This window comes from Pleurocapsa sp. PCC 7319, assembly GCF_000332195.1.
GTDB lineage: Bacteria > Cyanobacteriota > Cyanobacteriia > Cyanobacteriales > Xenococcaceae > Waterburya.
Genome location: NZ_KB235922.1, coordinates 4,690,804 through 4,703,043, shown reverse-complemented (window position 1 = coordinate 4,703,043; position 12,240 = coordinate 4,690,804). Strand labels below are relative to the sequence as shown.

At 40.1% G+C, this 12,240-nt stretch carries 12 protein-coding genes; 6 read left to right on the top strand and 6 right to left on the bottom strand.

From position 1 onward, the window contains the following. Positions 1–12: 12 nt before the first annotated feature. Positions 13–687: a deoxyribose-phosphate aldolase gene (gene deoC, locus PLEUR7319_RS0125450; RefSeq protein WP_019508054.1), complete on the bottom strand. Its 675-nt coding sequence runs from the start codon at positions 685–687 to the stop codon at positions 13–15. A 59-nt stretch (positions 688–746) separates the two neighbouring features. After that, positions 747–1,652, bottom strand: a complete 906-nt coding sequence (locus PLEUR7319_RS0125445) for a DMT family transporter (RefSeq protein ID WP_019508053.1) — start codon at positions 1,650–1,652, stop codon at positions 747–749. 25 nt (positions 1,653–1,677) lie between these two features. On the opposite strand from PLEUR7319_RS0125445, the gene PLEUR7319_RS0125440 reads away from it, so the two are divergent. The 3 genes from PLEUR7319_RS0125440 to PLEUR7319_RS0125430 all read left to right on the top strand — a co-directional run bounded on the left by PLEUR7319_RS0125440 (position 1,678) and on the right by PLEUR7319_RS0125430 (position 2,926). Beyond that, entirely contained in the window at positions 1,678–2,040 is a 363-nt protein-coding gene (locus PLEUR7319_RS0125440) for a DUF1823 family protein (RefSeq protein ID WP_019508052.1), read from the top strand. 130 nt (positions 2,041–2,170) lie between these two features. Next, positions 2,171–2,713, top strand: coding sequence for a hypothetical protein (locus PLEUR7319_RS0125435; protein ID WP_019508051.1), 543 nt, complete (start codon positions 2,171–2,173; stop codon positions 2,711–2,713). A 33-nt stretch (positions 2,714–2,746) separates the two neighbouring features. Continuing rightward, the gene (locus PLEUR7319_RS0125430) at positions 2,747–2,926 is read left to right on the top strand and encodes a hypothetical protein (RefSeq protein WP_019508050.1); all 180 of its coding nucleotides are present in this window, start codon (positions 2,747–2,749) and stop codon (positions 2,924–2,926) included. Here the strand turns inward: PLEUR7319_RS0125430 and PLEUR7319_RS0125425 are convergent. After that, positions 2,923–3,735, bottom strand: coding sequence for a MerR family transcriptional regulator (locus PLEUR7319_RS0125425; protein WP_019508049.1), 813 nt, complete (start codon positions 3,733–3,735; stop codon positions 2,923–2,925). The two genes, PLEUR7319_RS0125430 and PLEUR7319_RS0125425, sit on opposite strands and share 4 nt — an antisense overlap. Positions 3,736–3,936: 201 nt before the next feature. Here PLEUR7319_RS0125425 and PLEUR7319_RS0125420 point away from each other — a divergent pair, with 201 nt between their 5' ends. Next, positions 3,937–5,412 (top strand): alpha-amylase, encoded by a 1,476-nt coding sequence (locus PLEUR7319_RS0125420; RefSeq protein ID WP_019508048.1) that lies wholly within the window; start codon positions 3,937–3,939, stop codon positions 5,410–5,412. 129 nt (positions 5,413–5,541) lie between these two features. Next, on the top strand, positions 5,542–6,663 hold the full coding sequence (locus tag PLEUR7319_RS0125415) for a class I SAM-dependent RNA methyltransferase (RefSeq protein WP_019508047.1): 1,122 nt from the start codon (positions 5,542–5,544) through the stop codon (positions 6,661–6,663). Positions 6,664–6,894: 231 nt separating this feature from the next. Here PLEUR7319_RS0125415 and PLEUR7319_RS0125410 read toward each other — a convergent pair whose 3' ends face one another. The 3 genes from PLEUR7319_RS0125410 to PLEUR7319_RS0125400 all read right to left on the bottom strand — a co-directional run bounded on the left by PLEUR7319_RS0125410 (position 6,895) and on the right by PLEUR7319_RS0125400 (position 10,640). Continuing rightward, a complete protein-coding gene (locus PLEUR7319_RS0125410; protein ID WP_019508046.1) occupies positions 6,895–7,809 on the bottom strand; it encodes a DUF2971 domain-containing protein in 915 nt (304 codons plus the stop codon). Between the two features lie 286 nt (positions 7,810–8,095). After that, positions 8,096–9,997, bottom strand: a complete 1,902-nt coding sequence (locus tag PLEUR7319_RS0125405; protein WP_019508045.1) for a GTPase family protein — start codon at positions 9,995–9,997, stop codon at positions 8,096–8,098. 67 nt (positions 9,998–10,064) lie between these two features. Then, positions 10,065–10,640: a DUF4126 domain-containing protein gene (locus tag PLEUR7319_RS0125400; RefSeq protein WP_019508044.1), complete on the bottom strand. Its 576-nt coding sequence runs from the start codon at positions 10,638–10,640 to the stop codon at positions 10,065–10,067. 105 nt (positions 10,641–10,745) lie between these two features. Between PLEUR7319_RS0125400 and PLEUR7319_RS0125395 the strand changes: the two genes are divergently transcribed. After that, a complete protein-coding gene (locus tag PLEUR7319_RS0125395; protein ID WP_019508043.1) occupies positions 10,746–12,221 on the top strand; it encodes a serine/threonine-protein kinase in 1,476 nt (491 codons plus the stop codon). Positions 12,222–12,240 lie beyond the last annotated feature (19 nt).

Below are 12,240 nucleotides of genomic sequence, written 5' to 3'. Positions count from 1 at the left end.
CGAACTCCGAACTCATTTTATAGACTCATTTTGTTGACGAATTAAATCGATTCCGCGAGATGTACCGAGACGGGTTGCTCCTGCTTCGATTAAGGCGATCGCCTGTTCGTAGGTACGAATTCCGCCAGAGGCTTTAATGCCAATTTGTCCTTTGGCAATTTCTTTGAGTAGTTTGACATCTTCTACTGTTGCTCCTCCAAACCACCCAGTACTGGTTTTTAGATATGTTACCCCTGCATCCAGACAGATTTCTCCTGCTAGTTTTTTCTCTTTATTGGTGAGAACGGTAGTTTCTAAAATTGCTTTCACAGCTTGACCAGTTTCAGCACATATTTCGGCTATTTCTCGATATATTTTGTTCGATTCTCCTGATTTTACCCAACCAAGATTGATTACTACATCCAGCTCCGTTGCCCCATTTTCAACTGCTATCTGAGCTTCATAGAGTTTAACTGCCGAGGTAACAGCACCTGTAGGAAAACCGATAACTGTACAAACTTGGGGCTGTTTATCGTGTAATAATTCCCGCGCTTGTTTTACTGCTACAGGATAAATACATACAGACGGAAAATTATATTGCCAAGCTTCCTGACAGACTTGCTTTACCTCTTCGGGAATAGCACTGGGTTTGAGCAGTGTGTGATCGATGTAGGTAGCAATATCGATTTCTAGTTCGGTTGCGGACATAAAATTTGAATCGTAAACAGGCTAGGTTTACTAACCATTTTCGCAAATTATACTCATATTTAAATTGTTTCTTGCCTTAAGAAAATTGCGATTCCGATTAAGATAATTGACCCCCCCAAGAACAAACTTAAGGAGGGAATTTCGCCCAAAGCGATCGCACCGATACAGCTAGCGACAACTGGTTCAAGTAAAAGACTTAGGCTAACCAAAGTTGGAGAAATCCAGCGTACTGACCAGTTTAAGCTAGTATGACCAATCACTTGAGACATCACTGCCATCAAAAAAATATACAGATAAACTGAAGGTGCATAACCGAAATAGCTAGTTTGGGATAAAAGTGGCAGAGGAAACAAAAATAGTGCCGCCGTAGAATAGGCGATCGCAATATAATTACTGGTATTTAAACCTCGTCTTTGTGCTTGAGAACCAAAGATGATGTATAAACTGGACATTATTGCCCCCACTAGAGCTAGGATATCTCCCAAAATCGCGTTGCTATAGCTACTACTGCCCCCATCAGTATCGGCGATCGCTATCAAAATTCCCCCTATTAGAGCGATCACAATACCCATAATTCCTTGCCGACTTAGTTTTTCCCCATACCACCACCAAGAAAACAGTCCGATCCAGATGGGATTGGTTGTTACCAAAACTGTAGAAGCAACTATGGAAGTATAGCTCAGGGATGTAATCCAGGTAGCAAAATGCATTGCCAGACAAATACCCGCAGCGATCGCATAATAATTGGCAACAGGATTAATCTTAGAGAATTTTAGATTTTTCCAAGTCGGCAGTAAAATTACAGTAGCCATGATTAAACGGGATGCTGCCAAGAATAGACTAAAACCAACCTTATTATCTGGAGTGACAACAGAGACTGCCAAGCGAATCCAAATCGCTGCCAGAGAAACTCCAATTATCCCAACTACTAAAACTATTCCAATTTGCCATCCAGACGGCTTCATTATTTCATCAATGATTTACTAATTTATGTCTAACTTACCGCCTCTAAACACAGATACTATTTGGGCAATCCTCAACGAAGAACTAGATGACGCGATCGTCAATCAATTAGTTTGGCATTATCTAGGCTATCGCTACGATGAAGCAAGTCAAACCTGGAATTTGAGCGAAGTTGTAGACGATTGGGCAGAAAAATATCCCGAACCTCCTGATTTTATTGCTAATCGTCCACCGACCGTAAAGCTTACCCGTTCAATACCTAAGGAAAACAAACAATTACTCAAAGAAAACTTGGGTTTTAAAGGTTATAAACTAGGCGAATTTGGACCTAGACAAACTCGTCGGGCAACTGCTGCTAACTGGTTATTAAACTATCTAGAAAGTCATTGAAATCGTTTTACGATTAACCTATAACCTATAACTCCTCCTGTCTTGACCTAAAAAAGCGATCAAGCATAATTTCACACTAATGATGAGAGAGGGGGATATAAGATTTAAATAATCATTATTTTTACAACAAATGAAGGGATTTTTAGCAAAGGTAATACAATTTGATGCCGTCAAGGACATTGATCTACAAAGCTTAAAAGACGATGAACTCTATGTAGAAGATTATTTTACCTGGATACAGTCAGACGAATATGCAGAGCATCATACTGATACAGACGATTACGAAGGAAAGGAACTAGACAAGAAAGTCAGGGCTTCTGTCATTGGACGGTTAGCCTCTCAATACCGCAGTAGAAAAAATCGATTTCGGAACAATCACCTTTGGTATTTATACTTTGATCGATATGCTTTTGAATCCCCTGAATCAGTAAAAGATAGAGTTAGAGTATCTGAGCCTTTAGAGGTTTGCTTAGGGATATTGGAGCTTGATAACGTGCTTTTATATGAAGCAGCAACAATAGGAACATTTATCCCTGAATTTGAAGAGGTAGATACGCTAGATATTTTAAAGAGATACCAAACACAGATCGTCAAGCAGTGTTATAAGACTGGAAAATTTGAAACCCCCTTATGGAAAGTCGAATGTAATATCAATTCAGATCGCTCTCTGTAGAGCTATTCTTTAGCGAAACCACGAAGATCAAAGTTGCAACCCTATTGTTCCGCTACTGTTCTAGCAATATTAATTGCTCTGTTTATCAAAGGATTATTGATGGGCATGGCGATGGGGATAACGGCGATCGCGATTATCTCTGAAGTGACTTCCTCCTACGCTGACTGCTATCGTGGTACAGACGTGGGGCTTCCCGCCGATAAAGCTAACTAAACCTTCTGCACGGGAAATTGAATTTCGGTGATGTAAGACTCGTTATCTTGCTCTTGACCTCCTTGGATGTATAACTCTCTGTTAGGGGCAATAATTTGATAGCCATTAGTTTCAATCCAGGCTAATAGGTTTTCGTAAGATTGGTTGAGGGTGAGATAACTACCTTGATGAATGATGCAAGCAATTTCGTCATATCTGGGCAATTCATAGACTTTGATCCGGTCTGTTTCTGCCAGAGCAGTATCTATGACCAAGACGGCTTCGCCATCCACATCACTTTCTTTATATTCTTGATCGTGCCAGATAGCAGCACAATAATCAAACTTAGTAATCTTATATTGCTGTAAATAGCCAATTAGCTCATTAAATAACTCTCCCACAGCAGAATAGTTAGGCAAAATTTCTCGGATGGATGCAACCTTAATAGGCTCTACTTTTTTGACTACAACATCATAGTTTCTCATAGTATTCTCTTCTTCAATTTGTTTGATGCGAGCTTTTACTCTGTTCAGCTTTAATTGCTCTGACTCAATCTGCTTCTGCAATTCTGCTTGTTTGAGCCTTAGCATTCCGCGAATTTGCTCTAGAGGAATATCATCCTCTAGTAGTTTACGGATTTGTTCTAAAGAAAATCCCAAATCTTTGAACGCCAGAATGCGATTTAGCCGAGGTAATTGCTTAGCAGAGTAGTAGCGATAATTGGTATATGGATCGATATGAAATGGTTTCAATAAACCCATTCGATCATAGAGACGCAGAGCTTTGATCGATATCTGACTAAGCTTGGAAAAGTCGCCAATCTTGAACATTATTTTGTTTCGTTGTCTCCTACTTTTTTAGTAAACACTCTCCTCCAAGGGAAGAGTCAAGAGTTTTTATCTTGAGATTTATATGTCAACAAATAAAAACATTAGCTAGATAAAAATCTCTAGATCTTCACAATTGGTTTTTAGATTGAACACCAACTAAATTAATCCTTATTAATCCTTTTGTTGAGAAAAGTAACTAAAATGTCTCAAGTTAACGGTGTCATAATGCAGTATTTCCATTGGTACATTGACCCCGATTTAATCCTGTGGAAAGACGTTAATCAGAAAGCTCAAGAATTAGCAGAGGCTGGAATTACCGCTTTATGGCTGCCTCCAGCCTATAAAGGAATGGCAGGAACTTACGATGTTGGTTATTCCGTATACGATATGTATGATCTGGGTGAATTTGAGCAAGGTGGAACTGTTCGCACTAAGTATGGCGATCGCCAGCAATATCTAGATGCCATTCAAACTCTTCACGGCAATGGTATTCAAGTCTATGGTGATACAGTTCTCAACCATCGTATGGGCGGAGAATCCACTGAAGTTGTTAAAGCGACTCCTTTTTCTCAGGAAGATCGTATCCATCCCAAAGGAGGAATGAGAGAGATCGAAACCTACAGTCATTTTTCCTTTCCTGGACGACAAGGCAAGTATTCTGATTTTAAATGGCATTGGTGGCACTTTGATGCAGTTGACTGGGATACGAGAAGCCAAGAACATAACACTATTTATCTCTTTGAAGGTAAACAGTTTGATGATTATGTCGCCCTAGAAAATGGTAACTTTGCTTATTTGATGGGTTGTGACCTTGACTACCAAAATCCAGAAGTACGAGAAGAAGTGACCCGTTGGGGTAAATGGTATTTGGATACTACTAACGCTGATGGTTTCCGTCTAGATGCGATAAAGCATATTTCTGCTTGGTTTTTCCCTCAATGGATTGACGAGATGGAGCGTCATGCAGGTAAAGATTTATTTGTGGTCGGAGAATATTGGTTTAATGATACTAATACTCTCCACTGGTATGTTGACTCGGTGCAAGGCAAAATGTCAGTATTTGATGTTCCCCTACACTACAACTTCCACTATGCCAGTAAATCTGGTGGTAACTACGATATGCGAAATATCCTCAGGGGTACTTTTATGGAACAACGCCCTACCCATGCAGTTACCTTTGTGGAAAACCACGATTCTCAGCCATTACAAGCACTAGAAGCTCCAGTAGAACCTTGGTTTAAACCTTTAGCCTATGCCCTAATTTTGTTGCGTAGAGAAGGTTATCCTTGTATCTTTTACGCGGACTACTATGGCGCAGAATACGAAGATTATGGCAGAGATGGCAACCGTTATCCGATCTTTCTCCCCTCCCATCGTTGGCTGATTGATAAATTCTTAACTGCTCGTCATAAATATGCTTACGGCGATCAATATGATTACTTTGACCACTTTAATACGATTGGTTGGACTCGCTTAGGAGATGAAGAGCATCCTCAAGCGATGGCAGTAATTATGAGTGATGGTAGTGCTGGAAGCAAGTGGATGGAAGTAGGAAAGCCCAATACTAAATTCTACGATCTAACCGAACACATTTCAGAGCCAACTTATTCTAATGCATCCGGTTGGGCTGAATTCCGTTGTAATGGAGGCTCGGTATCGGTTTGGGTAGAAGCTTAGTCAAATTTGAGTTCGGAGTTCGGAGTTCGGAGTTCGGAGTTTGGAATTGTAATTTTTCCAAATAGAGCTACTTGGTTGCTGGTTGCTGATATCCTAGATTAACGTAACCAACTTACAAACCGCCGTTATATGAATAAATATTTTGCCACTGTATCTCGCGGTTTAGAAGAGGTTGCTGCCCAGGAATTAATCAGCATCGGGGCAACTGATGTGCGCCCGGACTTCACAGGAGTCCATTTTTCAGGGGACAAGGCATTACTTTATCGGGCTAACCTTTGGATGAGAACGAGTTTTCGTATTCTGATGCCTATTGCCAGAGTAAAAAGTTTTAATGGAGATGAACTTTATCGTAGTGTGCAAAAGCTGGATTGGAATGAATATCTAGATCCTGATATGACTATTGCCGTTACTTGTACTGGCAAAAATAAACATCTCAACCATACCCACTTCACGGCACTTCAGATTAAAAATGCGATCACCGATTGGCAAAAGCGCAAGCTAGGAATACGCTCCAGTGTCGATACAGAAAAACCCGATCTGATTATCAATGCTCATATTGTTGAAAAACACTGCATATTGAGCTTAGATAGCTCAGGCTCAAGTCTGCATCGTCGAGGATATCGTCCGGCGATCGGTGCAGCTCCCATGAAAGAAACTTTAGCCGCGGCTTTATTAGATCTGGCAGAGTGGACTCCTGATTTGCCCTTTCTCGATCCGATGTGTGGTAGTGGTACATTGCCCATCGAAGCAGCATTAAAGGCTTTAAATATTGCTCCTGGATTATATCGGGACTTTGGTTTTCAAACTTGGTTGGATTACGATCCGGGTTTATGGCAGAGTCTCCTCAAAGAAGCTAGCGATCGCCAGAAAACTGATATTGCCGTTCCTATAATTGGCAGCGATCGCGATTTAAAGGTGATTAGACAAGCTTTTGTTAATGCCGAAAGCTCTGGGTTAGAAGACTATGTCAAATTTGCTCGTCAAGATATATCTACTATCGAAGCTCCCGCAGATCGGGGAGTGTTGATTTGTAATCCTCCCTATGGTGTGAGATTAGGCAAGGAAGCTGAATTGGGCGAACTCTATCAACTTTTGGGAGATATTTTTAAACAGAGATTCAAAGGCTGGACAGCATATATCCTCACAGGCAGCATGAAATTATCGAAACAAGTAGGATTGAGGACTTCTAAACGGATTAAGCTGTACAATGGCGCAATTCCTTGTACCCTGTTGAAGTATGAAATGTACTAGGGGTAAAACAACGATTACGACCTTAATGGATCATATCGTCAAAAAAAGGCTTGATAGCGATGGTTTCGTAATACCTGTTTGTGAGATTATCGGTAGTAATCCCTCTTTCATGACTTTGAGGTCAAACCTTGATTTTTCGTAGGCTAAATCAGCGTATTTTCGTTGAAAATCCCTATAGTTATGAAAGAGGGTTAATAGACCATCTATAATCCGTTACGATTCAACGATATGTTATGCACTAGTTATTTGAAGCTTGTATTGTTCGGTTGCTCGTTTCGCTATTTTGAATTCTGGCCTATAACCAAGCGAGGTAATAAAGTCAATATGCTGCTTTCTTTCATTCTTAGTCATACGAAGCCCAAATATAACTTCTTTAAGAGAGTTTTTCTGGAAGGTTTTGGCACCATGACCAACATTCTTGACTCGTTGATATGCAAACGTATAGTCGCGTTTCAGTTGCTCTTTTAAGAAGGAACTATCTTTTATTTCTTTTAACTTCTTAAAGTAATTTTCATCTGGTCTGAACTCTTCATATTCTTCGTACAATGGTTTCCAAATTGATCGATGCTCCCGTTCGTAGCTCCAATCAGAAGACTTTTGAAGTAATGCAATCTGTGCCAATTCATCTTCGGTATGAAACCAGAAATCTATTTTTCTGTAGTTGGTTTGGTAAATCACCTCTTCTGCTTTTGGAAGCTTAGTTTCAGCCCATTCAAATCCAAGACATAGTCCGCGATGTTCCGTCGCGTAGTGCGCCCAAAGCAGAAGGTTATCTGGATTTTCGCATAGTGCAAGAACGCCATAATCATCCATTACCTCTTTATAATATTTATTATGGTCTATATACTCCCCTGCAATAACTTTCTCAAAAATTTTGTCTATGGTAGACTTAGCATTATTCCAAGTAAATGGAAACGGATTAGAGAGAACGTCCCTAGCACGTTCTCTAGAACGTAATACTCTAAAATGACGATCAATCGCTTCTTCTTTTGATTGATGCACTTCCAGTTCAATTAGTCCTTCAAATGGATCGTTGAAGGTAGATAGCTTTGCAAAGTAAAGTTGTGAATCTATGAATATTCTGGCTGTGTACCCGCTATCAGGATTTGAGAAGTTAACAGGGGCGCGATACTTATAGAGCATCATTATTATGTGCCAAATGACTAACTACTAACTGTTTATTAGAAGAAAACTTTCCATACATTCACCCTGTAGAGGATGATATTAAGAATTTTTCTGAATACCCTATACTGCTTCTTTTTAACATGATCTGAATTAAATCCTACACAGTAGATTTACTAATGTGTGGTGCGGAAATATTTTCAGTCAGTAGATAGTTTTAGTTAGCCAGAAGTAGTAGTACATCAACCGCTCCTTCCTAATGTACTGCAAATGTTGGGACTAGCAGGAGGCGATTCTTGTCAAGTATTGCCTATTTCTGTTTTAAATAAAAATCATATTGATCGCGTAATTGTTTTGCATTAAGATTTTTGGTCCAATATTCCACTAAAGCATGACCAAATGCCCAAGAATTATGATTACCTGCTTCGTTGTAATCTAATAATAAAGACCACAGAGAACGTAAATCGAAGTTACTGATATTGGGTTGTTCACTGAGCAACATGAATAGGTCATAAGCCATCTGAAGCTTGCCAATTACTACGGGTGCTTGTTCTACAGGAATTTGTTCTGCCAAAACATAAGCTAAGGTAGGATTGCCTGTGGTCATAGTAGAAATAAATTGCAGCACAGGACTTTTTAAGAAAGCAGTTAAACCTTGAGTAGTAGATAACTGACGAGTATAGCGATCTATGATTTGAGCGGCGGCTGTGCTGCGGGCTTCTAAATCTCGCAAAAAACGGGCAAGACGAAGCTGTTTAGCTGGTGCGATCGCCTGAATTAATTCCTGAGATAGAGCTTCTACTCCCCAAGCGGAGCGATTGTTAGCTCGATCTTCCGTCACAATAGGTAAAATCAGCTCGCAGATGTCTCCTAATAGTTCTGTACGATAGTTAGTTGCCTCGCGAATGGATTTTTCTTTGGGCTCATTTCCCTCGCGCCAATCATAAGGAGGATTCCACTCACGAATGGGACGGAGGCGATCAACTTGGGTTACAATTCCCACTGCACTCAAATCAGTAACATCTTGTTTTAAGACTTGCAGAAAATCTAAATCCATTTGCAGAGCCGGATCGAGAGCAGGGGTAACTAATAGTAATAGATCTGCTTTGGTGGCAAAATCTAACACTTGTTCTCGTAATTCAGGACGATTTACCTGTTCATAACCAGGAGTGTCTAAAAGATTTAGGACTTCTTGAGAGGGAGTTTGCCAATGATAGTTTTTGATTCGATCTGTACTAGGCAATACATCTACTTCTGCTTTCTCAGCTTGAAAGAGAGTATTAATTAGACTACTTTTCCCCGCACCTGTACGCCCCACAAGAAGAATATTGACGGGCTTTTGAGCAATTTCTTGAGGTGATTCGGCTGATTCTAAGATTTTTTTGAGGGTTTGGGTTTCTGCTTTGGGTAAAGCGGGATTGGAGTCAATTTCGGGGATAACAATGGTCTCATCACCGTATAAGGCGATCGCCTGTTGAGCGAGATTTCTTAAAGCTGTTTCCCGAATTAATTGACCCAAGTTAAGTAATAATTCCTGATTTGCTTGAGTATTAAATTTTCTGGTGGCTTGTTTGGCGGCAGCAGCAGCAGGATTAATTAACCATTGTGACCAATTAAATGCTTGAGCTAATTTACGTGCTGAGGGTTCCAATTGACGATACATTTCATAAGCTTCATAAGCCTGACCGATAGAAACTCGATTTAATACTGGGGCAAGCTTCTGCATCAAGCGATCTGTATCATCTACGGTACCGCGAATTAATCCGTAAGCCTGGGGAATATATATATTGAGTAGAGGGCGTTTAACTTCGGGATTATAAATATGAGCGATCGCGTTGACTAATTCCTGACAGCGTTGCCAAAAAGTCGTCCAGTCTTCCCAAAATGGTTCATCCGACTTGGTTTGGGTGATAATTTCGTTGATGGCAGCGTTAATTTGCGTTTTTTTATCTCCTTTAGCTTCAATTTCTGGGGTTTCATCTTCTAACTCTTGATTAATCTCTTCCATAACTTCCTGAATTTCTGCCAAGGCTGGTTTGGTCCACTTCACCAATAACCATCGCCATCCAGTAAAAACTAAGATCACTACACCCCAAATCCAATTAATTCCCCAGTCATGAATCTGCGAACCTGCTGCAACCAATAAAAAGATTACGATAGTTGCGATGGGAAGAATTAAAATAGCTGCTTGCCAAGGTTTGATGCGTAACATTGTCTGCTCTCTGTTTTTTCTAATTTTTTGGCTAATTAATTACACGCTCTAGTTTTATTAAAAAAGCTTAACTACTTTTTCTGGTCAACCAGGCTGGAGGACGAGAAATTATTCTCATAACAGCTAATATCAGTAAGCTGAGGATAATCGCCGCAGTCCAAAGGGGAAAAGTAATACCCAAGATAGATAACGAGATTGAACCTACTAGTTCGATTGTTGCCACAATAAAATTGCCGAAGCCTCCAGTAATTCCTGTCGAAGCTAATCTAGTTAGACTTGCTAAAGTACCCATGATTCCTGCTGTTCCTCCTCCCGCGATCGCAGCTAAGGTCCATTGCAATACAGGATCGGTATGTCCTAGAGTGGCAGCAGTTATAACCGTACCAATGCCGACTGCAATAGGTACTTGAATCGTATCTAATAAGTTATCAACTATAGGGATAAAGTAAGCTGAAATTTCTAAAAGAGTTGCAATGGCTAAGGCGATCGCTGCTTCAGTTGAGCCTAACCATTCAAACCCGGATGACAGAGGAATATGTCCGTAAATAGCTCCGATGCTAATCGCTAACGGCGGCAAAAAAACACGAAAGCCACAGGCAGCACTTAGGGTTATTCCTAAACAAAGGGCAGTAATAATTTCCATAATTGATTTTTATAACTAAATTTAGCTTAACTAAATCAACCGAATGCCACAAAAATTAGACCGATGGGGAATACTGCAATTAAGTTCTCCAGTCTTTAATCTGCTATGAATACCTATCCCGACTTCTCCCACCACAATTATCAAATTGTTCGCGAACTAGGACGTAATCGAGAAGGAGGCAGAATTAGTTATTTAGCAGAATGTATTGATAATCAACAACAGGTAGTAATAAAGCAGTTTCGCTTCGTACAAGAAAATGCTAGTTGGCAGGGATTTAAAATCTATGAAAGAGAAATTCAAATTCTACAAACCATAAATCATCCCCGTATCCCACGTTATCTTGATTCTTTTGAGACAGATGACGGTTTTTGTATGGTACAGGAATATCGAGATGCTCCTTCTTTAGCAACTAAAAAAAGTTTTACACCTCATGAGATAAAACTAATTACGGTTTCGATTTTAGAAATATTAGCGGATTTACAAGATCGAATTCCGCCAATTATTCATCGTGATATTAAGCCAGAGAATATATTGGTAGATCGAGATCGGCAAGCCTATTTAATTGACTTTGGTTTAGCTCGGGTGAACAGTCAAGATATGGCTATGAGTAGTGTTGTCGCAGGAACACCTGGTTTTATGCCCCCTGAAGAATTGTTTAATCGCCCATTATCCACAGCTTCAGATTTATATAGTGTTGGGGCAACAGCGATCGCTTTACTGACTAATACTTCTTCCTCTAATTTAAGCAACCTAATTGATGACAACTATCAGTTTCAATTTAGTCATTTGTTGACCGGAATTAATCCTGATTTTGTTGATTGGTTAACTAAAATGGTTGCACCTAATCTCAAGGATCGTTTTGCCAACGCTCAAGAAGCCTTGGTTGAACTACAACCAATTGATATTACTGGCATGACAACTTTAAAACTGTCAGAGCCAAAGAATCAACATAATAAAAACAGTTTAGTGACCGCAGGCTTAGCATTTATGGGCACAGTTTTAATTATGCTTAGTATTTTCTCTAACCTCAAACCTGCAACTGAGACTTCTGTAGTCAAGCAACCAGACACCAACCAGACCCAGAAATCTCTAACCGAGGAACAACAGTGGTTTAAAAGTATTAAATCTCGTTGTAATTCTGTGGAAGTGATAACAGCAATGCGTAATACAACCTATCCGCAAACCCCAAAGGGAGTAGGATATGCTGCCAGTTGTTATGCCCTTGCCGGTAGACTTGACTTAGCCGATCGCGTAATTCAGAAGTTACCAGAAAACCAGCGGGTATACGCCGCAGCAGTAGTGTTTGACATTGGTCATCCTGTAGCTGATTCTGGAGACGATCGCTCCGCAGGACCAATTATGGAATTAGTTTTGCGTTATTGGGCAGATAACTATATGGCTTTATATCATGCGGGAATGTCAGCTTATGTTTTGGATGATTACGCCCAAGCTACAACTCACCTCCAGGAATTTTTAAGGATCTATCAACGTCAAGACGGTTGGACTAATAAAGCTAAAAATGCCTTAAGTCGAATGGAACAGGGAATTCCCGCTGATGAAAGCTTTTCTATTCATCATTAGCTCTGTTTAGAGAATCGAC

Coding starts and splice junctions, on each gene's coding strand:
- PLEUR7319_RS0125415 (WP_019508047.1), top strand. CDS start 5,542: ATGAATAAATATTTTGCCACTGTATCTCGCGGTTTAGAAGAGGTTGCT.
- PLEUR7319_RS0125445 (WP_019508053.1), bottom strand. CDS start 1,652: ATGAAGCCGTCTGGATGGCAAATTGGAATAGTTTTAGTAGTTGGGATA.
- deoC (WP_019508054.1), bottom strand. CDS start 687: ATGTCCGCAACCGAACTAGAAATCGATATTGCTACCTACATCGATCAC.
- PLEUR7319_RS0125400 (WP_019508044.1), bottom strand. CDS start 10,640: ATGGAAATTATTACTGCCCTTTGTTTAGGAATAACCCTAAGTGCTGCC.
- PLEUR7319_RS0125440 (WP_019508052.1), top strand. CDS start 1,678: ATGTCTAACTTACCGCCTCTAAACACAGATACTATTTGGGCAATCCTC.
- PLEUR7319_RS0125395 (WP_019508043.1), top strand. CDS start 10,746: ATGAATACCTATCCCGACTTCTCCCACCACAATTATCAAATTGTTCGC.
- PLEUR7319_RS0125435 (WP_019508051.1), top strand. CDS start 2,171: ATGAAGGGATTTTTAGCAAAGGTAATACAATTTGATGCCGTCAAGGAC.
- PLEUR7319_RS0125405 (WP_019508045.1), bottom strand. CDS start 9,997: ATGTTACGCATCAAACCTTGGCAAGCAGCTATTTTAATTCTTCCCATC.
- PLEUR7319_RS0125420 (WP_019508048.1), top strand. CDS start 3,937: ATGTCTCAAGTTAACGGTGTCATAATGCAGTATTTCCATTGGTACATT.
- PLEUR7319_RS0125410 (WP_019508046.1), bottom strand. CDS start 7,809: ATGATGCTCTATAAGTATCGCGCCCCTGTTAACTTCTCAAATCCTGAT.
- PLEUR7319_RS0125425 (WP_019508049.1), bottom strand. CDS start 3,735: ATGTTCAAGATTGGCGACTTTTCCAAGCTTAGTCAGATATCGATCAAA.